The following is a 20147-nucleotide window of genomic DNA, read 5'->3' as shown; positions in this document are numbered from 1 at the left end:
GGGGGCTGGCTCATCATGGAAAGTTTCCCCGCCCTGGTCAATGGCGGCGGGCAAATAAGGATCAGGCTGCAGTCTGCGGCTTGAACCAGCGCAGCCGGCCACCCAGCAGATGCACCACGAATCCCAGCAGCACCAGGGCCGAGCCCAGCCACTGCAAGGGGGTGGGGTGCTCGTCCAGCAGCAGTGCCGCTGCCACCATGCCGACGCAGGGCACCAGCAGGGAGAGGGGGGCCACCTGCGCCACCGGGTAGCGCATCAGCAGCCGTCCCCACAGGCCGTAGCCGAGCCAGGTGGCGACAAAGGAGAGATAGAGCACGCACAGGAAACCCTGCCAGCTGATGTTGAGCAGGCTGCTGGCCATCAGCTCGGGCCCCTCGAACAACCAGGAGAGCGCAAGGAAGGGAAGGATGGGCACCAGTCCGCCCCAGGCGATAAGGCTCGGCAGAGTGGTCTGGTAGCGCAGCCCGATCTGGCGATTGATGACGTTGCCAAGGCCCCAGCAGGCGGCCGCGCAGAGGGTCAGCACGAAGCCGAGCAGGGTCAGGTTGCCTTCGCCATGGGTGGCGATGAGATAGAGACCGGCCCCCGCCAGCGGCAGGGCCACCCAGTGGTGGGGTTGCCAGCGCTCACCCAGCCAGATCATGGCGAACAAGAGGGTGAACACCACCTGGGATTGCAGTACCAGCGAGGCCATGCCCGCCGGCATGCCGAACTTCATGGCGCAGAACAGAAAGGAGAACTGTCCCAGACTGATGGCACCGCCATAGGCCAGCAGCCAGCGCCACGGCATGGCGGGTCTGGGAACCAGCAAGATGGCGGGAAAGACCACCCCGACGAAGCGCAGCGCCCCCAGCAGCAGCGGGGGAATGCCCTCCAGCCCCCACTTGATGGCGACGAAGTTGAGCCCCCAGCAGAGGATGACCAGAGCGGCCAGAAACTTGTCCTTGGTGTGCATGCGGCGTCCTTCGGTGTGTGGCCTCAGGCAGGAGAGGCCAAAAGAGGACGAGCATACCCCAGCCTCGGTGGGCGCCGTCAAGCTGCCAGGCGGGGAAACAACCCGGCAACGGGTGGCAAGGTGCGATTCAGGCGGCGACGCAGTGCACTGTGATGCCGCGTGCGGCCAGGGTGGCCCGCATGGGGGCGGGCAGGGCATCGTCGGTGACCAGCACGCCGATCTGGCCCGGCGTACCGAGCGGGCTCGGGTGGATGGCGCCGAACTTGCTGCTGTCGGTGATGACCACATTGGTCACCCCCTTGGCCAGCACGCTGTTGACCACGTCGGCCCGCATCATGTCGCGGCCGGTGAAGCCCATCTCTGGATGAAAACCGTCTACCCCGATGAAGGCCTTGGAGAAGTGCACCTGCTCGATGCACAGCCGGGTCAGCGGCCCCACCACGCTCTCGCTCTGATGCTGGAACAGGCCGCCGAGCAGTACCACCTGGGCCTGGGTGTCGCGCAGCAGGTGGGCGATGTAGCTGCTGATGGTGATGATGGTGACCCGCTTGTGCAGGGCCAGATGACGGGCCAGCAGGGCGTTGGCGCTGCCCCCTTCGATAAAGACCGTCTCGCCATCCTCTACCAGCTGGGCGGCCCGCTCGGCGAGGCGCTCCTTGAGCAGGTAATTGATGTTCATCCGGGCATCGGGATCGTCGCTCTCCAGCGCCATGGCCGAGCCGTGCACCCGCTTGAGCAGCCCCTGTTTTTCGAGCGCGGTCAGGTCGTTGCGCACCGTCACCTCCGAGACCCCGGTACGTTGGGATAGCTCGCTCACGCTCATCTTGCGGGCCTGATGGACCAGGGTGAGGATCAGTTGGTGGCGTGGGTTCATGGGGCCTCGCTGGCTGGCAGTGGATAGCGGCAAGCCACCGCGCGGGTGGCTTGCCGGTCATAATGGGGCACAGCTGCCCCTGGTGGGGCCCGTCAGAGACTGTGCTCGGTGCGGGCGATGATATCATCTTGCGCATCGGGGGATAAGGCGGTGAAGAAGGCCGAATAGCCCGCCACCCGCACCACCAGATCCCGATACTGGTCGGGATGGGCCTTGGCGGCCAGCAGGGTTTCCCGCGAGACGATGTTGTACTGCACGTGCCACCCCTTGTGCACCTCGAAGAAAGTGCGCAGCAGGCTCATCAGCTTGGCCTTGTCCCGCTCGTTTTCAAGGCTGGCCGGGCTCAGCTTCTGGTTGAGCAGCACGCCGCCGAGGATGGCCGCCGTGGGCAGCTTGCCGAGCGAGTTGAACACCGCCGTGGGGCCGAGGCGATCCGACCCCGACGCGGGGCTGGCCCCTTCCGCCAGCGGGGTGCGGGCGTGGCGGCCATCCGGGGTGGCCATGGTGGCCGCCCCAAACGGCACGTTGGCCGAGATGGAGGAGGTGCCCGCATAGTAGGTGCCGCCGATGGGGCCACGGCCGAAGCGGGTGTTGTGCAGCCCCTTGAGCTCGTCGATGTAGCTCTGGTAGGCCTGTACCAACAGCATGTCGACCTCGTCCAGATCGTTGCCATATTTGGGGGCGGTATTGGTGAGGCGCATGCGCAGTTGCTCGCCTTTGACCCCGGCAAAATCCTGCTCGAGCGCTTCGGCCAGCTCGCGCTGATCCACCACTCCCTGTTCGAACACCAGTTTCTTCAGCGCCGCCAGGCTGTTGCCCAGGTTGGCGATCCCCACCTGCAGGCCGGAGACCCAGTCATAGACGGCGCCCCCCTGCTTGATGGTCTTGCCGCGCTCGATGCAGTCATCCACCAGAGCGCTGCAGAGGATGTCGTGGGCCTGGGCCTCCAGCACGCTGTCGACCACGCAATCGATCTCGATGGATTTTCGGGTGAAGTAGCGTACCTGCTCGTCCCAGCGGGCCATCACCTCGTCGAAGTGGCCGAACGTGCCTTGCCGCAGTGATTGGGGCTGGGGCAGGAAGACCTTGCCGGTGGTGGCATCGCGGCCGCCATCGAGCGCCGCCAGCAGAATGCGGGCGAAGTTGATGAAGCTCATGCCGGTGCAGCGATAGCCCCATTTGCCGGGTACCGCGGTTTCGATGCAGCCGATGGCGGCGTAGTGGTGGGCATCCTCCTCGCTCACCCCGAGCTTGATGAACTCGGGGATCACCACCTCGTCGTTGTTGAAGGCGGGCATGCCGAAACCGCAGCGGATCACCTGGATGCAGGCGTCGAGGAAATCCTCGCTCATGCCGGCGTGGTAGCGCACCGAGAGGTTGGGCTGGGTGGAGCGCAGCTGGCCACAGGACTCCAGAATCGCGTAGGAGAGGCCGTTGACCGCATCATGGGCCTTGCCATTGCGCCAGTTTTGGCCACCGATGGTGACGTTCTGGTAGAGCGGGCTGCCGGCGGAGGCCTTGGAGTGGGTGCCGGAGCGGATCTTGTTCACCTCCAGCAACTTGAGCCAGCACCCTTGCAACAGCTCGATGGCGCGTGTGCGCGGCAGGGATTCCGACAGCTCTACTTCGCGGCGATACCAGGGGTAGAGGTACTGGTCCATCCGGCCAAACGACACCGAGTGGCCGTTGGACTCGATCTGCAGGATGAGCTGGATGAAGTAGCAAAGCTGCAGCGCCTGCCAGAAGGTCTCGGGAGGCCGGCGGGCGATGTGGGCGCAGTTGAGGGCGATGGTCTCAAGCTCACAGCGGCGCTCGGGGCGCGGCTCCTGCTGCGCCAGTTCACGGGCCAGTGCGGCGTAACGCTCGATGTGCTGGCTGACGGCATCGAAGGTGATGGCGACGGCCTGCAGGAACTGCTCGCGCTGCAGATCAGCCCAGTCCGCCAGATCGAGCCGGCCGCGCCGCTCGGCCACCTTGACCTTGAGGCCGTCGAGACCGAGAGCAAGTAGCTGCTCGTAGTTGACCGCGAGGTGCGCATCCCCCGAGGTCATGTTGCCCTCGGCCTTGATGATGCCGCTCTCCAGCAGCCCCTTCTGCTCGTCGGTAAAGAGGCCGTAGCAGCGATCCTGCACCGTCTGGCCGCGCCAGAAGGGGGTGAGGGCGTGGATGGCCAGCTTGTCCGCCTCGCTTACCGCAAAGCCGGCGCCGGGGCGGTCGGCCAGCTCATCGATCTCCTTCTCGATCCAGCCCACCGTGTATTCGGGAAAGAGCGGCGCCGCCCGCACCTGGCTCGCCTGGTTGCCGACGATGAGCTCGTCGTGCTTGATCCAGATGGTGCGCTCCTTGAGGTGGTGGGCCAGCGCCAGGGCGCGGCGTACCGGCAGCGGCCGGGCCAGATGGGCCTGATAGGCTTGCGTGTAGTGACGGGCGCGCTCGGTGCAGACCGGCGGCTGGACGATGTGGATCAGGCTCTCCTTGTGGGCACGGATCCGCGGGGGCAGGGTGGTGAGATCGAGCTGGGTCATGGTCTTATCCTCTGGTCATAGGATGGTGAGTTGACGGTAAGTGGACGGTCAGTGGCGGATGTCATGGGGTGTTGCTAGCCCCGGGTGAGCGGGGTCAGCCCCTGCGCACGGGCACACTCATGGGCAAAGGCGAGCAGTGCCGGGTCATCGAGCGGTTGCGGTGGGGCCTGATAGGGTTGGTCGAGCAGGGCGTACTTGCCCGCGCCCAGGGTATGGTAGGGGAGAAAGTGGATCTCCTGCACTGTGCCGAGGCTAGCGGCGGCCCGGGTGATGGCCTCGATGGAAGCGCGGTCGGCATTGAAGCCGGGGATGAGCGGCACCCGGATCTGCATGGCCACGCCGAGCTCGGCCAGACGCCTGAGGTTGGCCAGAGGCAGGGCTACCTTGCCACGGGTCCAGTCGAAGAAGCGCTTCTCATCCACGTGCTTGAGATCCGCCAGCAGCAGGTCGAGGTGGGGGAGGCTAGGTTCAATCTGGTGCCAGGGCACGTGCAGGCAGCTTTCCACCGCGGTATGCAGCCCCTTGGCCTTGCTGCGGGCCAGCAGGCTGGCAGCAAATTCGGGCTGCATGAAGGGCTCGCCGCCGGAGAGGGTCACCCCCCCGCCGCTGCGCTCGAAGAAGGGGCGATCCCGCAAGATGGTGGCCATCAGGGTGTCCAGACTCTCCTCCCGGCCGCACACCTGCAGCGCTTCGCTGGGGCAGAGGCCGCGCAGCCGTTCCACATCCTGATTGCCGAGGGCTGAGCGGGTGAGCTGGACACTCTGGCTGTCACGCAAGATTGCCGGGCAGGCATCGCTGCAGAGCCGGCATCCCTCGATGCATTGGCGCCGGTCGAGTAGTATGTCCGGCTTGGGAGAGCGGCTTTCCGGGTTTTGACACCAGCGACAGGCCAGCGAGCACCCCTTGAGAAACACCAGGGTGCGAATGCCGGGGCCATCATGGGTTGAATAGCGTTGCAGGTCGAAAATCATACCGCCTCCTTTTGTTTTTGCATTCTATTTTCTTTCGTTCGAAAGTTGATTTGATTTTGATCAAACAATGTGCGGATGTTATCTCGCTAGAATGGCGACAGATTGAACATCCCATTAAGGAGTCAGAGATGGAGCTTTATCTCGATACTGCCGATGTGGCTGCGGTGCGCCGCTGGTCACGGATCCTGCCGCTGGCCGGCGTTACGACCAACCCGTCCATTACTGCGGCAGGCGGCATGCCGCTGACCGAGCTGCTGCCCGCCCTGCGGGAGGTGCTGGGTCCCAAGGCGCGGCTGTTTGCCCAGGTGATGGCCAAAACCGAAACCGAGATGGTGCGCGAGGCATTTGCCCTGCGTGAGCTGGACCGGGACCTGGTGATCAAGATCCCGGTATGTGAAGAGGGGCTGGCAGCCATCAAGACCCTGACGGCCAACGGGGTGCCGACCCTGGGCACGGCGGTCTATACCCCGCTGCAGGGCTGGTTGGCGGCGGTGGCGGGGGCGGAATACGTGGCGCCCTACGTCAACCGGCTGGATGCCCAGGGGGGCGATGGCATCGCCACCGTACAGGAGCTGCAACAGCTGCTGGCGCTGCATGCGCCGCACAGCAAGGTGCTGGCGGCATCGTTCCGCACTCCGCGCCAGGCGCTTGACTGCCTGCTGGCGGGTTGCCAGTCCATCACACTGCCGCTCGATGTGGCCGAACAGCTGCTGCGGGTGCCGGCGGTGGACGCGGCGCTGGCGAAGTTTGATCAGGATTGGCAGCGGGCGTTTGCCTGAGGCTGCTTGAAGGCAGGATGAAGGGGCGGCAGGCGGGCTAAGCTAGAAGAGAGGGCCCGCTGTGATGGGCCACTATCGATGGCTGATCGGAGGTGCCCCATGAGCGACCATACCCTGCTGCCCCATGGTGAAGATCTGCGCCGCGCCGTGCGCTGGCTCAGCGAGCACCATCAACACGACATCCGGGCCATCGAAGAGGCCTGCATCCGCTTTGATCTGTCGCCGCTGGATGAGGAGTTTCTCATCCAGCACTGCGTCGAGCGGTTGCGGGAGGGAGATGCCGACTAGACGAAGTTGGCGAGGTTGATGCCGAACTCCTTGGGATCGACCGTGCTCTCGATGGTTTCCTGCACCCCGTTCTTGGCCAGATCCAGCCACTGCACCTCGAGGTAGTGGCGCTGGGTTCCGTGATAGATCACCTTCACCACCGGTTTGAGCGGCTCATGGGGATTGCGCTGCATGACGATGGCCAGCCGCTGGTTGGAGAGCTGCACCAGCGTCCCCACCGGATAGACCCCCATGCACTTGATGAACTTGGTGACCAGTTCGGCATCGAAGTGGTGGTTGATCCCCTTGAGCAGAATGCGAAAGGCCTGGGTCGGCTGCATCCCCTGCTTGTAGACCCGATCCGCGGTGACGGCGTCATAGACATCGACGATGCCGCTCATGCGGGTATAGAGCGAGAGCTGCTCGCCTTTGAGCCGCTGCGGGTAACCGGTGCCGTCGAGCCGTTCGTGATGGTTGGCGGCCACCTCCAGCATGGTGGCGGTGATGCCGGGGGTGTTACTCAGGATCTCGTAGCTGTGCACCACGTGCTGGCGCATGACGGCGAACTCCTCGTCGGTGAGCTTGCCCGGCTTGTTGAGCACCTCGTCCGGGGTCATGATCTTGCCCACGTCGTGCAGCAGGCCGCCCAGGGTCAGCTCCTTGAGCACGCTGCGATCCAGGTCCAGATAGCGGCCGAAGTTCGCCAGCAGGATGGCGACGTTCATCGAGTGCTCCATCAGGTAGGCATCCTTGGCGCGAATGCGGGCCAGGCAGAGCATGGCGTCACCGTGGGTGAACATGGTGTCCACCATCTCTTCGGCGACCGCCGCCAGCGGCGTGATGTCGATGGGCTCCCCCGCCTTGAGGTGGCGGATGAACTTGCCCTGCAGCTCGCGGGCCTCCTGATAAAGCCGGCGGATCTTCAGCTCGCGTCCCTCGCCGTTGCCGCTGCCGGAGGAACGCTGGGTGCTGGCCGGGGAGATGGCCGGGTCGGGGGAGATGACCTGCTCGATGCCGGGCAGTTTGCTGCGGGCAAGATCGACCCGCACCGTGAGTACGCCGCGCTTGACCAGATCGTTGATCTGCTGGCGGGTGGTCACCAGCCCCATCTGGGCAATCTCCATGCCGCCGGTCTGGCTGATGATGGCGATCACGTACATGCCGGGTTGCAGCTGGTTGACGGGAATAACGGGATGAGGTGTTTGCGACTTCATACGGCTTCCTGAACTTTATTATTATGCGTAACGTTAGGCCCTCTGTTGGCAGTCTAACACCGGCGCCCCGGTTCGTCATGGCGACATGCGTGGCGGCCGCGGCGCTTAGTGCTGGAGTTGTCGGCCCCGGCCGATATAATGACGCCCCTTTCTTGATGGACTCTGAGGTTGTGCATGCGGCTCGATAAATTTCTTTGCGATTGTTCCGACTTGACCCGCTCGCTGGCGGGCAAACTGATCCGGCAGGGAGAGGTGATGGTGGACGGTATCGTGGTCAAGCAGCCCGCCTTCCACATCAACGAGCAGAGCCAGGTGGAATTTGACGGTGTCACCCTGACCCTGGATCAGCGCAACCGCTACTTCATGCTGCACAAGCCGGAAGGGTATGTCTGCTCCAACGAAGACCCGGATCACCCCACCGTGTTCTTCCTGATGGATGAGCCGGCCATGGGCAAGCTGCACGTGGTGGGGCGGCTCGATCTCGACACCACCGGTCTGGTGCTGGTGACCGACGACGGTCAGTGGTCCCATCGCATCACTTCCCCCCGCCATGAGTGTGCCAAGACCTACCACGTCTGGCTGGCAGACCCGGTCAGCCCGGATGCCATCGCGCTGTTTGCCGAAGGGGTGCTGCTGCGCAGCGAGACCGAGAAGACCCGGCCGGCCCAGCTGGAGATCCTGGGAGAGTGCGAGGCGCGTCTGACCATCCATGAGGGCAAGTACCATCAGGTGAAGCGGATGTTTGCCGCCATCGGCAACAAGGTGGTGGGACTGCACCGGGAGCGGGTGGGTGACCTGACGCTGGATGAAGAGCTGGCACCGGGCGAATATCGCGAGCTGACCGCCGACGAGATCGCCCGGTTCTGATCCTTCGGGAGTCAGTGTCCGCTGGCTCCCAGCACCAGCGTGGTGCCCAGGGTCGCCAGCAGGGCGCCGGCCCAGGCCGCCAGGGAAGGGCGCTGACCCGAGTGCCACCACAGCAGTGGCAACAGGATGACCGGCGTGGTGGAGGAGAGGATCGCCACCATGCCGACGTCCCCCTGGCGCAAGGCGACCAGGATCAGCGTCATGCCCATGGCCATCGCCAGAAAACCGTTGATGCCGATCATCCCCAATACCTGGCGGTTGATGGGGTTGTGCGGCAATGACAGCGGTACTCTCAGCGCCCGCAGGGCGCAGTGGGCCAGCAGGGCGCTGCCCATGCGGATGCCGGAGGCGCTGATTGCATCCACGGTGCCACTCATCATCACCGGTTTGGCGATGATGGCACCCAGACTCTGGCAGAAGGCGGCGGTCAGGCCCAGACCGATGCCGATGACGAGATGGCCGCGCACCTGTTCCCATTCGCTCTGCTGAGCATTGCCACGGCGGCCGAACAGGATGGCCAGCATGACACCGGCAAACACCAGCATGGCCCCCACCAGTCGCCAGCCACCGAGCTGCTCGCCAAACAGCCAGAGGCCGAGCAGGGCGGAGAAGAGGGCGTGGCAGGAGAACAGCAGGCCACTGCGTCTTGGCCCCAGCCGGTTCATGCAGGCAAACAGGGCGGTGTCGCCAACGAAGATGCCGATCAAGCCCGACAGTGCCAGCAGGGGCAGGGCGCTCTGGGTCAGGGTCTGCCAGCCACCGGTGGCCAGACTGGCCGACCCCAGCATCAGGCTGACCAGCAACATGCGCCAGCGGCTGTAGGCAAATGCCCCCAGGTGGCGCGCCGGTTTGACGGAGATGAGGGCAGCTACCGCCCATAAACTGGCTGCTGCCAGTGCCAGCCACTCGTACCCCATAAAAACTCCTGAAAATGTAGCCAGATGCAGGACGCAGGCGACAACCGCTCGCACCTCATAAAAAACTACGGAAAAAAATAGCCCGAGAGACTCCATCTCTTGGGCAAGCCCGATACAATACGGGGCGTCTTCGGGGATAACAAGCGCGGCATCATGCATTCGTATTCAGGCGCGCCGCCGGCCTTCCCCCTTCTTGAAATAAGTGTTTTGAACGAGGTTTATGTCATGGTTTTGTGCCCCGCTTCCCGGCCAGCCCGTCGCTGGCTCCCTCCCATGCTGCTGGGTCTGCTGCTGGCGCCGCCGCTGCAGGCGACCACGGTATCCCAGGAGCCTGCGCTGTCTGATCGCCAGACTCTGGTCAAGGGCAATGGCGCCGAACCCGAGTCCCTCGATCCGGCCCAGATCCGCTCCGGTTTCCCCGGTGAAGTGGTGCTGGTGGACTTGTTCGAGGGACTGGTGAGCGAAGATGGGCAGGGGCGGATCGTGCCGGCCCAGGCCCAGCGCTGGGAGACCAGCGAGGACGGGCTGGTCTGGCGTTTCTTCCTGCGCCCCCAGCTCAAGTGGTCCAATGGTGACGCGCTCACCGCCGCCGATTTTGTCTATGCCTGGCGCCGTCTGCTGGATCCGGCCCAGGCCTCGCCCTCAGCCGGCCTGCTGCTGGCGACCGGCATCAACAATGCCCAGTCCATCTACGCCGGCGCGCTCGATCTCAACACCCTGGGGGTGGAGGCGGAAAGCGACCAGATCCTCAAAGTGACGCTGGAGCGGCCGGTGCCCTACTTCCTGCAGCTGATAAGCCAGCGCCCCTTCGTGCCGGTCAACCAGAAAGCGGTCAGCCAGTTTGGCAAGCAGTGGACCCAGCCCGGCAAGCTGGTCAGCAACGGTGCCTACAAGCTGGTGAACTGGGTGCCCAATGAGCGTATCGAGGCCGAGCGCAACGTCCAGTACTGGGATGATGCCCACACCCGGATCCAGCGGGTGACCTACCTGCCGCTCGCCTCCCAGCATGCCGAGCGGCTGCGCTACGAGGCGGGGGAGATCCAGCTCACCAACAAGGTGGCGCTGGAGTATTACCAGAAGACCAAGGAGGCGACCCCCGAGCGGATCTGGGGACTGCCGCTATTGGGCACCTACCTCTACACCTTCAACCTGCGTCGCCCCGAGCTGCAGGACGTGCGGGTGCGCCAGGCGCTGGCCATGACCATCGATCGGCACCTGTTGACCGAGAAGGTCAGCGGGCAGGGAGAGCAGGCCGCCTGGTCGCTGCTGCCCGGCATGCCGGGCTACGAGGCGCTGAGCTCCCCCCTGGCCCTGCAGGATCAGCCGACCCGGTTGGCCAAGGCGGCAGCACTGCTGGCCCAGGCGGGCTATGACAGTCAGCACCCTCTCAAGCTGACGCTCACCTACAACACCTCGGAGAATCACAAGAAGCTGGCGCTGGCGGTCGCGTCCATGTGGAAGCCGCTGGGGGTTGAAGTGACGCTCAACAACATGGAGTGGAATGCCTATCAGGTGGCCAAAGACAGCGGTGATTTCATGCTGGCCCGCTCCTTCTTGTTCGGGGATTACGTGGAGCCCTCCGCCATGCTCAACAGCTTCCGCTGCCAGGATCCCCAGAACGAGAGTGGTTACTGCAACCCGACCTTCGACGGCTTGCTGCAGCAGGCGGCTGATACCCTGGATGGCAATGCGCGGACCGGGCTCTACCACCAGGCCGAGCAGCTGCTGATGGACGAGATGCCGGCCATTCCCGTCTATCACTACAACCAGATGCGGCTGGTGGATCCCACCCTGCGCGGCCTGCCGGTGCAGAACCTCAAGGGGGCGATCGCCACCAAGGATCTCTACTTCAGCCAGCAGTAAGGAGCTTGCCATGAAAATTGCCATTCTTTCCGACCTGCACGGCAGCCTGAGTGCGCTGGAGCGGGTGCTGGAGCAGCTTGTCCCCTGGCAGCCGGATCACTACCTGCTGCTCGGCGATCTGCTCAACCACGGCCCGCGCAACCCGGTGCCGCCGGGCTATGCCCCTGCGGCCGTGGCCGAACGACTCAATACGCTGGCTTCCCGCATCATGGCGGTACGGGGCAACTGTGATTCGGAAGTGGATCAGATGCTGCTGGATTTTCCCATCACGGCCCCTTACAACCAGATGCTGGTGGATGGTCGGCGCTGGTTTGTCAGCCACGGCCATCTCTATCGGCCAGCAGAGGTACCGCTGCCTGCCGGCAGCCTGTTCATCAGCGGCCACACCCATTTGCCTGTGCTGCAGCGCGAAGGGGAGCTGGTGCTGATGAACCCGGGATCCATCTGTTTTCCGCGCGGCAACCTGGCGGCAAGTTATGGCCGCTACGAGGATGGGGTGCTCGGTATTCACGCCTGTGCGGACAGCGAAGTGCTGATGCGGCTGGAACTGTAAAAGAGAAGGGATTGGGAGGGGCGTGCTGCGGAGCCGCCAGCCGTCATAACGAGGAGATCAGGCCTTGATGCCGATGGAGCGGGTACCGGAGCGGGTATTGCCCTTGGCGTCATAGGTCAGGGAGTTGCGATCCCGCAGCTTGCTCAGGTAGCTGGCCAGCCGGCGGTTGGAGACGATGCTGAGCTCGAGCAGGCGCCCGTTCAGATCGTTCTGTTCCTGGCAGGCATCGAGTTTCTCACGCAGGGTGCGCATCTGCTCGGGGTAGGCGTTCAGTTGCTGTTTCAGGTCTGGCAGCAGCGCCATGGCCTTGTCCAGTTTTTCAATATCGGCAAGCAGCTTCTGTTTGCGCTCTGCCAGCTCGGGCAGCGCCAGAGCCTGGTGCTGCTTGAGCAGGTTGAACTCCTCCTCCAGCAAGCCTTGCATCTGGGAGAGGTAGTCGTCTTGAGTGTGCAGCAGCGAAGGTAAATCCATTATCCCAGCAACTTGTCGAGGTTGGATTCGAAGCTGAACATCTTCTTGGCCACAGCTTCGCTGTTGACCTGATATTCACCATTGGCCACGGCTTTCTTCAGGCTCTCGACCCGGCTTTCATTGCCGGTGGAGGCTGAGTTGAGGTTCTTCTGCATCTGTTGCAATTGCTGCGCCTCGCTGGTCAAGGAGACGGAGTCGGTCTTGACGGTCGCCGCACGGTTATCGGGGGACGAGGTCGCTGGTTTGGTATTGGCACCCTGGCTGCTTCCGGTATTTTGCAACCGGTTGTTCGCCAAGTTGTTGATATTGTTAATAGCCATAGTGTTTACCTTCGTCTGCTTTGCTGTTCGCTTACCTGTTTATCGGTGGTCATCGCCATAACTTTAGAAAAAAAGTGATCTGAAAAACACTCAGAAGGTGACCACCACGGAGCCAACAGCGTTGACTTTACCCTGCACCGTTTTGCCTGAGCGGATATTGACGAGCCTGATCATGTCTCCGAAGCTGCCATCTTGCAAGGCTCGGGCCATGGTTTTGATTTGCATGCTGCTATTTTCTGCGCTGAGGGTCACCTGATCGCCCTTGCAGACCACGCAGACCTGACTGAGCCGGATAGGCTGGCCTGGCTTGAGTTCGCGCTTGCTGCGCACGCCAATGAGCGCCGTGGTATCGCTGAGATAGTCGCCGCGGATCAGCGTCTGATCCTGATAGGCCTGCGTCAATACGCTTTCGCTCAGGATATCGCCCTTGGCCACCGGGGTGGAGACGGTCACATAAGGCTTCTGTATGCTGACCCGCACTGGCAGGTAGAGATCCCAGGGCTTCTCTTCCTCACATTTGAGGTAGACGGTGGTATTGCGGCGGATCTCCATCTTGGCGGGCAGCGTGATGGCAAGATGTTCGTCGCAGCGACTCAATGGCAGGCGCTCATCGATGGAGGCTGCCTGCACCTGTACCTGGGCATCGAGCGGGACATTGAGCTGGCCGAGCACAAAATTCTGCGCCTTTTCTTGCAAGTAACTGGTCACCTCGGATGCCGTGGCGTGAGAAATGCTGCAAAACAGCAGTAAGGTGAGGAAAAGTCTACTAATCATTTTCGCTCGCAGGCCGATAAGTTGTTCACGTATATCACCATATTTAACTATGCTTGCTTCAGAATTCGTTCGTAGTGACATCGATAGTCTGACGCAAGCCAACACGCATGCATGATTAATGCCAAGCGTTTTTAGGGAGTGTTTATGGCCAGTATCCTGGACTCGGTCAACCAACGTACCCAGCTAGTTGGGCAAAACCGGCTGGAGTTATTGTTGTTTCGTCTCAACGGACGTCAAAGATTTGGCATCAACGTATTCAAGGTACGTGAAGTGTTGCAGTGTCCTCCCTTGACTGTCATGCCCAAGCTGAACTCCTGCATTCGCGGGGTGGCCCATATTCGCGGCCAAACCATCTCGGTGATCGACCTCAGCATGGCGATGGGCAAGCGTCCGATCGAAGATCTGACCAAGTGCTTCATCATCATCTCCGAATACAACCGCTCCATTCAGGGCTTCCTGGTGCACTCGGTCGAGCGCATCATCAACATGAACTGGGAATCCATCCTGCCGCCGCCGAAAGGGGCCGGGCGCATCAACTACATGACGGCAGTGACCGAGGTCGACGGTGAGTTGGTCGAGATCCTGGACGTGGAACGCATTCTCAACGAAATCTCGCCGGTATCGACCGAGGTCAGCAAAGAGCTGGTGGAAGCCAGCGTGGAGCATCCGACCCTGGGACGCCCGGTGCTGGTGGCAGATGACTCTTCCGTGGCTCGCAAGCAGGTACAGCGCGCGCTCGAAGCCATCGGCGTGCAGTGCGTATTGGCCAAGGATGGGCGTGAAGCGCTCAACATGTTGCTGGAGATGTCCAAAAACGGTCCCATCAAGGATCAGATCGCCTTGGTGATTTCGGACATCGAGATGCCGGAAATGGATGGTTATACTTTTACCGCCGAGATCCGCAACAATCCCAATCTCAAGGACTTACATGTTATTCTGCACACATCCCTCAGTGGGGTGTTCAATCAGGCCATGGTGCAGAAAGTTGGTGCGAACAATTTCATTGCCAAATTCCAGCCGGATGAATTGGCCAAGGCCGTACAAGGCGCACTCTAATCAAGAAGAACAAACTGCATGAAGACACTTTCGGACGACTTATACAAACAATTCAGCAATTTTCTGGCGGTACAGAGCGGAATCGTGCTGGGTGACAACAAACAGTATCTGGTCAAGAGTCGGCTTTCACCCTTGATGACTCAGTTTGGTATTGAGAGTCTGTCTGATCTGGTTACTCGAGCGATGAGTGTGCGTGAGCGTGACCTGAAAATGGCAGTGGTTGATGCCATGACTACCAACGAAACCCTGTGGTTTCGCGATACTTACCCCTTCCAGCTGCTGACGGACAAGATATTTCCGGAGCTCGGCAAGAGTGGCCGACCGATCAAGATCTGGTCTGCGGCCTCCTCTTCTGGGCAGGAGCCGTACTCTATTGCCATGACGGCGCTGGAACAGCAGGTCAAGAAACCGGGCACCTTGCCAGGTGGGGTGCAGATCGTCGGGACTGATATCTCCAGCACCATGCTCAACCAGTGCAAGGAAGGGGTGTACGACAGTCTGGCGCTGGCTCGCGGTCTGTCGCCAGAGCGCAAGAAGCTGTTCTTCGAACCTTATGGTGACAACAAGATGCGGGTGGTGGAGCGTGTCAGAAAATTGACCACCTTCCGGCCATTGAACCTGCTGGAAAGCTACAGCCTGCTTGGCAAGTTCGACATCATCTTCTGTCGCAACGTGCTCATCTATTTTGCACCGGAAGTGAAGTCCAAGATCCTCAACCAGTTTGCTGCCAGCCTCAATCCCGGCGGCTATCTGATGCTGGGGGCTTCCGAGTCACTGGCCGGGTTGACCGACAGGTTCGAGATGATCCGGTGCAACCCCGGCATCGTCTACAAGGTTAAATGATCCCCGCTTAAATCCCTCTTTGGCACACCTCTTGCTAACAATTTATCAAGCAGGAGGTGTGCTATGGCAATTTCATTCGACAAGGCATTTGGTATTCATCAATACACGCTGAGCGTTCGCTCCAAGCGTGCAGAGGTGTTGTCCAGCAACATTGCCAACGCGGACACGCCGGGCTTCAAGGCTCGGGATATCAACTTCTCGCAAGCATTGGAAGAGGCCCAGCAACAACAGGGCTTTGGCCTTGCCACGACCAGTGAGAAGCATTTCGCTCTGCAGATGGATGCCCCAGGCGTTACGCAATATCGCAATCCCCTGCAGCCCGATACCGGTGATGGCAACACGGTGGACGTGCAGCAGGAGCGCAGCGAGTTCTTGCGCAACAGCCTTGAATACCAGACCTCCCTTGAATTTATGAACAGCAAGATCAGCGGCCTGCTGAAGGCCTTGAAAGGAGAACAGTGATGAGTTTGTTCAAGGTCTTTGACATTGCAGGCTCGGCCATGAGTGCACAGTCTGTTCGCCTCAACACGGTAGCCAGCAACATGGCCAACGCCGACAGTGTCAGCTCCAGCGTGGAAAAAACTTACCATGCCAGGCGGCCAATTTTTGCCGCCCAGCTGGATCAGGCCATGTCGGACAAGCAGGCGTCGGCAGGGGTTGAAGTAAAGGGGATTGTCGAGAGCGAGGCTCCCTTGCTCAAGGAGTACAACCCCAACCACCCCATGGCGGATAAAGACGGCTTCATCTTCAAACCCAACGTCAACATGGTGGAAGAGATGGCGGACATGATCAACGCCTCGCGCAGCTATCAAACCAACGTGCAGGTTGCAGACTCTGCCAAGAAGATGCTGCAGCAGACGCTCAACCTCGGCAAGTCCTGACAGGGGGACGCATAGATGGCAGATACAACCAGTGGCGTGAACGGCATCAGCCGCACGACCACCCAGACCACGGGTACGACCACTGCGCCCAAGAAGGAGCTGGATCAGGAGTCGTTCCTGAAGTTGCTGACCATGCAGCTCTCCTATCAGGATCCGTTCAAGCCGGTGGACAACGCCCAGATGCTTTCCCAGATGACCTCCATGTCGACGTCCCAGGGGATCAGCAGCCTCTCCAACCAGATTGGCAGCCTCAATACCTTGATGACCTCCAGCCAGGCGCTGCAGGCATCGGCACTGGTGGGGCAAAACGTGTTGCTGCAGAGCAACGTCGGCTACCTGGAAAAAGATGGTTCTTTGCCGGGTGTGGTCGCAGTGGGTACAGAAAACAAGTATTCGAACGTCAAGATCACCATCGAAGACGAGAGCGGACAGGTCATCAAGGAGTTTCCGCTGGAAGGTGATCAGAAGGGGAACGTCGAGATTGTATGGGATGGCAAGGACAAGGACGGCAACCCGGCCAAAGAGGGCAAATACACTCTCAAGGCAAACGGTACCGTGGACGGGAAGTCGGAGAGTGTGCCGATCTTTGCCTACGGCAAGGTCGACAGCGTGATCCTGGGTACGGCAAGCAATCCGACCCAGCTCAATTTGAAAGGCCTCGGTACAACAAGCTTGAACAGTATCTTGCAGATTGCAGGTACGGTGAAAACACCATCAACCACCACGCCAACAGCATCGATCTAAGGAGCTGGATATGTCATTTAACAATGCCTTGAGCGGTGTCAACGCGGCACAAAAAGATCTGAACGTTACCGCCAACAACATTGCCAACGTCAATACCACGGGTTTTAAAGAGTCTCGTGCCGAGTTTGCGGACGTCTACGCCAACTCCATCTTCGTCAATGCCAAGACCCAGGTCGGCAACGGTGTGGCGACGGGGGCGGTGGCACAGCAGTTTCACCAGGGGGCGCTGCAATTCACCAACAACGCCCTTGATTTGTCCATCCAGGGCAATGGCTTCTTCGTGACCTCGGACGGTCTGACCAATCTGGATCGTACCTTTACCCGAGCCGGCGCCTTCAAGCTGAATGAAAACAGCTATATGGTCAACAATCAGGGCAACTATCTGCAAGGTTATGAAATCAACACGGATGGGACGCCCAAGGCGGTCAGCATCAACGCCACCAAACCGATTCAAATACCGGATCGGGCGGGTGAGCCAAAAATGACCGAGCTGGTGGAAGCCAGTTTCAACCTGAGTATCGAGTCGAAAACCAAACCAACGTCACCGACTGCGTTTGATCACACCAACTCAGCCACCTTTGCTCACTCAACCTCGGTGACGATATATGATTCGCTGGGGGCCCCCCACGTGATCACCAAATATTTTGTCCGCCATGAGGATCCGGCTGCCCCAGGAACACCGCTGACACCGGGTACCTGGAGCATGTACATGTATGAGGGGGATAAGCCCATCGATATCGCCGGTGGCTCACCCAGCCCAGCCACAGGCGTCCCCACCGGTGTCCAGATGACATTTACCTCCGCCGGCAAATTGGATCCCACGCTGACTGTTCCAGTAGATCCGATCAAAACCGTCACCCTTGGCACTGCGGCCGGGATTATCACCAACGGTGCCGATCCCACTCAAACATTGGAGATCCGTCTCGGTGATGTGACTCAATACAGCTCACCTTTCAACGTCACCAAACTGACTCAGGATGGTGCCACCGTTGGTAATTTGACCAAGGTTGAGATTACGCCGGACGGTATTGTGTCAGCGACCTACAGCAATGCGACGACGTTGAAGGTTGCCATGGTGGCACTTGCCAAATTCGCCAACTCGCAAGGATTGACCCAGGTCGGTGATACCTCCTGGCGCCAATCTCTGCTCTCTGGCGATGCGCTGCCCGGCACCCCCAACTCGGGCACCTTGGGCAGCATCAAGTCCTCCGCGCTGGAGCAATCCAACGTGGATTTGACCTCTCAGCTGGTCAACCTCATCACCGCGCAGCGCAACTTCCAGGCCAACTCCCGTTCGCTGGAAGTGAACAGCTCCCTGCAGCAGACCATACTGCAGATCCGCTAATCACCCTCTTGTTAACAAAGGGCGCTTCGGCGCCCTTTTTCATGGCTCTGTCCCAGTTATGTGTTGAAAGGCTAACCTTGAAGTAGGTCATCACCTTGAGGGCCGCCATCATGGATACCCAAGCCTTTCAACATCTACTGTCCCTCTTCCCATTGCTCACTTTGCGTCAGCGTCGTCTCGCGCAACAGGAACTCACCACCCCTCACCCCATCACCTCGTTGGCCACTCAACTTCCCGCATGCCAATGCTGCCCTCACTGCCAGGCCGAGGCCACACAGCTGGCTCCATGGGGCTGGTCTCGAGGGCTGCGCCGTTATCGCTGCAAGCAGTGTCTGCGCACCAGTTCCGTGCTCACCAACACGCCTCTCGCCCGACTTCGCAAGCCACAATGCTGGGAAGACTATGCTCAGGCCCTCATCGACGGTCTGACCGTCCGGCAGGCGGCGCTCCGCTGTGGGGTCGGTAAAAACACCGCCTTTTTGTGGCGTCACCGCTTCCTGAAGGCCATGGCCAGCCACCAGGCGGTACGGGAAGAGGGTATTGTCGAGGTCGATGAGACCTTCTTCCTGGAGTCGTTCAAAGGACAGCGCGGATTGCCCCGCCCGGCCCGCCATCGTGGAGGTAAAGGCCGTACCCGAGGCACAGGACCGGATTACATCCCGGTGATGGTGGTGCAAGACCGGGCAGGCCACCTGGCTGACTTCCAGTTGGAACAGTTGAATGCCAGGGCGGTGAAGGCAGTGCTTCAGCCGCTTATCGCCCCGGATGCCGTCCTGTGCAGCGATGGTGCCGGGGTGTATGCGAGTTTCAGCAAGGGGCAAGGGATAACACACCAAGTGGTGCGCAATCGAGCGGGAGAGCGGGTGGTGGGTGCATATCACATCCAACATGTGAACGGGTACCACAGGCGATTGAAGGAGTGGATGGAGCGGTTCCATGGGGTAGCGACCCACTATCTGAGGAATTATCTGGGTTGGCGCAGGATGTTGGAGCGCTATGGGCGGGAAGTGAATATCTCACGCTGCTTGCATGAGGCGCTGGGGCGCCCCATGCAACACGTAATTGGGACATAGCCTTTTTCATGGGGATTTGCCGCCTTGGCGACCCGAGGTAATGGGGATTGGCATTCAAATTGCATTTCCTCTGTCAGAGTCATCAGTTTGACGGAGGATCCCATGGATCACCTGCTATACATCGCCATGTCGGGCGCCAAGGAGAGCATGAACAGCCTGGCTGTTCGAAGCAACAACCTGGCCAACGCCAATACCACCGGCTTCAAGTCCGACTTCGAGCAGGCGCGCAGCATGCAGGCGTTTGGCGAGGGGTTGCCCACCCGGGTATTCGCCATGGCGGAGCGGCCTGGCCAGAACCTGCAGCATGGCATGCTGATGACCACAGGTCGGGATCTTGACGTTGCCGTCGACGGCCAGGGCTGGATTGCGGTGCAGGATCCCAAGGGCGGTGAAGCCTATACCCGCATGGGCAATTTGCAGCTGAGCGCGACCGGCAACCTGCAAACCTCCACCGGGTTGAACGTGGTGGACGACGGCGGTCAACCCATCGTGCTACCGCTGCCGATGGAGAAAATTGAAATCAACCGGGACGGCACCATCAGTGGCCGTCCGGAAGGGGCCGCCGCCAATCTGCCGGAGAATTTCCAGCGCATCAAGCTGGTCAATCCGGCGGTGGATGCGGTGGAGAAGGGGCAGGACGGCCTGTTTCGTCGCAAGGATGGCCAGAATGAAGCGGCGTCGGCCACTGTAGGCCTTATCGCCGGCTCCCTCGAGGGGAGCAACGTCAATGTGGTCGATGAAATGACCAACCTTATTCGGTTGCAACGTCAGTTTGAAACCCAGGTCAAAATAATGAAGACCGCGGAAGAGAATGACGAGGCCCAAACCCAGCTGCTGCGTATCAGCTAACCAAGG

22 protein-coding genes are annotated in these 20147 nt (G+C 60.9%); 13 read left to right on the top strand and 9 right to left on the bottom strand.

The genetic code is table 11. The annotated features are described in order from the left end of the window. Window positions 1-61: 61 nt before the first annotated feature. The 4 genes from R2E40_RS15145 to R2E40_RS15130 all read right to left on the bottom strand — a co-directional run bounded on the left by R2E40_RS15145 (window position 62) and on the right by R2E40_RS15130 (window position 5325). Window positions 62-955 carry an EamA family transporter gene (locus tag R2E40_RS15145; RefSeq protein ID WP_164927695.1) on the bottom strand — a complete coding sequence of 298 codons (894 nt, stop codon included), beginning with the start codon at window positions 953-955 and terminating at the stop codon, window positions 62-64. A gap of 127 nt (window positions 956-1082) precedes the next feature. Further along, the gene (locus R2E40_RS15140; protein ID WP_011706659.1) at window positions 1083-1829 is read right to left on the bottom strand and encodes a DNA-binding transcriptional regulator YciT; all 747 of its coding nucleotides are present in this window, start codon (window positions 1827-1829) and stop codon (window positions 1083-1085) included. 92 nt (window positions 1830-1921) lie between these two features. Then, entirely contained in the window at window positions 1922-4354 is a 2433-nt protein-coding gene (locus R2E40_RS15135; protein ID WP_318163770.1) for a formate C-acetyltransferase/glycerol dehydratase family glycyl radical enzyme, read from the bottom strand. Window positions 4355-4428: 74 nt separating this feature from the next. Beyond that, the gene (locus tag R2E40_RS15130; RefSeq protein ID WP_318163769.1) at window positions 4429-5325 is read right to left on the bottom strand and encodes a glycyl-radical enzyme activating protein; all 897 of its coding nucleotides are present in this window, start codon (window positions 5323-5325) and stop codon (window positions 4429-4431) included. Between the two features lie 128 nt (window positions 5326-5453). Between R2E40_RS15130 and fsa the strand changes: the two genes are divergently transcribed. Both fsa and R2E40_RS15120 read left to right on the top strand, forming a co-directional pair. After that, window positions 5454-6104, top strand: coding sequence for a fructose-6-phosphate aldolase (gene fsa / locus R2E40_RS15125; RefSeq protein ID WP_011706656.1), 651 nt, complete (start codon window positions 5454-5456; stop codon window positions 6102-6104). Window positions 6105-6203: 99 nt separating this feature from the next. Then, window positions 6204-6392 carry a hypothetical protein gene (locus R2E40_RS15120; RefSeq protein WP_024944822.1) on the top strand — a complete coding sequence of 63 codons (189 nt, stop codon included), beginning with the start codon at window positions 6204-6206 and terminating at the stop codon, window positions 6390-6392. Here the strand turns inward: R2E40_RS15120 and R2E40_RS15115 are convergent. Next, a complete protein-coding gene (locus tag R2E40_RS15115) occupies window positions 6389-7585 on the bottom strand; it encodes an HD-GYP domain-containing protein (RefSeq protein WP_029299785.1) in 1197 nt (398 codons plus the stop codon). The genes R2E40_RS15120 and R2E40_RS15115 overlap by 4 nt on opposite strands. Before the next feature lie 174 nt (window positions 7586-7759). Here R2E40_RS15115 and rsuA point away from each other — a divergent pair, with 174 nt between their 5' ends. Then, complete coding sequence (gene rsuA / locus R2E40_RS15110; protein WP_016351327.1) at window positions 7760-8452, top strand: 16S rRNA pseudouridine(516) synthase RsuA; 693 nt, start codon at window positions 7760-7762, stop codon at window positions 8450-8452. Between the two features lie 11 nt (window positions 8453-8463). Here rsuA and R2E40_RS15105 read toward each other — a convergent pair whose 3' ends face one another. Continuing rightward, window positions 8464-9369: a DMT family transporter gene (locus tag R2E40_RS15105; protein WP_318163768.1), complete on the bottom strand. Its 906-nt coding sequence runs from the start codon at window positions 9367-9369 to the stop codon at window positions 8464-8466. 273 nt (window positions 9370-9642) lie between these two features. Here R2E40_RS15105 and R2E40_RS15100 point away from each other — a divergent pair, with 273 nt between their 5' ends. Beyond that, complete coding sequence (locus tag R2E40_RS15100; protein WP_226031493.1) at window positions 9643-11232, top strand: peptide ABC transporter substrate-binding protein; 1590 nt, start codon at window positions 9643-9645, stop codon at window positions 11230-11232. Window positions 11233-11242: 10 nt separating this feature from the next. Next, entirely contained in the window at window positions 11243-11785 is a 543-nt protein-coding gene (gene yfcE / locus R2E40_RS15095; RefSeq protein WP_318163767.1) for a phosphodiesterase, read from the top strand. Window positions 11786-11842: 57 nt separating this feature from the next. Here yfcE and R2E40_RS15090 read toward each other — a convergent pair whose 3' ends face one another. The 3 genes from R2E40_RS15090 to flgA form a co-directional block, all read right to left on the bottom strand. Further along, window positions 11843-12256, bottom strand: a complete 414-nt coding sequence (locus R2E40_RS15090; RefSeq protein ID WP_318163766.1) for a flagellar protein FlgN — start codon at window positions 12254-12256, stop codon at window positions 11843-11845. Further along, window positions 12256-12576: a flagellar biosynthesis anti-sigma factor FlgM gene (gene flgM / locus R2E40_RS15085; RefSeq protein ID WP_011706648.1), complete on the bottom strand. Its 321-nt coding sequence runs from the start codon at window positions 12574-12576 to the stop codon at window positions 12256-12258. Before flgM ends, R2E40_RS15090 begins: the two co-directional genes overlap by 1 nt. Before the next feature lie 90 nt (window positions 12577-12666). After that, window positions 12667-13272, bottom strand: coding sequence for a flagellar basal body P-ring formation chaperone FlgA (gene flgA, locus R2E40_RS15080; protein ID WP_318165566.1), 606 nt, complete (start codon window positions 13270-13272; stop codon window positions 12667-12669). A gap of 222 nt (window positions 13273-13494) precedes the next feature. Between flgA and R2E40_RS15075 the strand changes: the two genes are divergently transcribed. From R2E40_RS15075 to flgF, 8 genes are all read left to right on the top strand, one after another. Further along, complete coding sequence (locus tag R2E40_RS15075) at window positions 13495-14406, top strand: chemotaxis protein CheV (protein WP_011706646.1); 912 nt, start codon at window positions 13495-13497, stop codon at window positions 14404-14406. A gap of 18 nt (window positions 14407-14424) precedes the next feature. Next, window positions 14425-15249 (top strand): CheR family methyltransferase, encoded by an 825-nt coding sequence (locus R2E40_RS15070; RefSeq protein ID WP_011706645.1) that lies wholly within the window; start codon window positions 14425-14427, stop codon window positions 15247-15249. 63 nt (window positions 15250-15312) lie between these two features. Continuing rightward, window positions 15313-15711, top strand: a complete 399-nt coding sequence (gene flgB / locus R2E40_RS15065) for a flagellar basal body rod protein FlgB (RefSeq protein ID WP_011706644.1) — start codon at window positions 15313-15315, stop codon at window positions 15709-15711. After that, window positions 15711-16130: a flagellar basal body rod protein FlgC gene (gene flgC, locus R2E40_RS15060; RefSeq protein WP_011706643.1), complete on the top strand. Its 420-nt coding sequence runs from the start codon at window positions 15711-15713 to the stop codon at window positions 16128-16130. The genes flgB and flgC overlap by 1 nt, the downstream gene beginning before the upstream one ends. A 15-nt stretch (window positions 16131-16145) precedes the next feature. Beyond that, window positions 16146-16874: a flagellar hook assembly protein FlgD gene (locus R2E40_RS15055; protein ID WP_318163765.1), complete on the top strand. Its 729-nt coding sequence runs from the start codon at window positions 16146-16148 to the stop codon at window positions 16872-16874. Window positions 16875-16884: 10 nt separating this feature from the next. Beyond that, window positions 16885-18219 (top strand): flagellar hook protein FlgE, encoded by a 1335-nt coding sequence (gene flgE / locus R2E40_RS15050; protein WP_318163764.1) that lies wholly within the window; start codon window positions 16885-16887, stop codon window positions 18217-18219. A gap of 110 nt (window positions 18220-18329) precedes the next feature. Further along, on the top strand, window positions 18330-19292 hold the full coding sequence (locus R2E40_RS15045; protein WP_318163763.1) for an IS1595 family transposase: 963 nt from the start codon (window positions 18330-18332) through the stop codon (window positions 19290-19292). A gap of 102 nt (window positions 19293-19394) precedes the next feature. Then, window positions 19395-20141 carry a flagellar basal-body rod protein FlgF gene (flgF, locus tag R2E40_RS15040; RefSeq protein WP_011706640.1) on the top strand — a complete coding sequence of 249 codons (747 nt, stop codon included), beginning with the start codon at window positions 19395-19397 and terminating at the stop codon, window positions 20139-20141. Window positions 20142-20147: the final 6 nt, after the last annotated feature.

This window comes from Aeromonas sp. CD (assembly GCF_033349375.1).
Lineage (GTDB): Bacteria > Pseudomonadota > Gammaproteobacteria > Enterobacterales > Aeromonadaceae > Aeromonas > Aeromonas hydrophila.
Note: the sequence above shows the minus strand (reverse complement) of the source record. Positions and strands in the feature narration are given on the sequence as shown.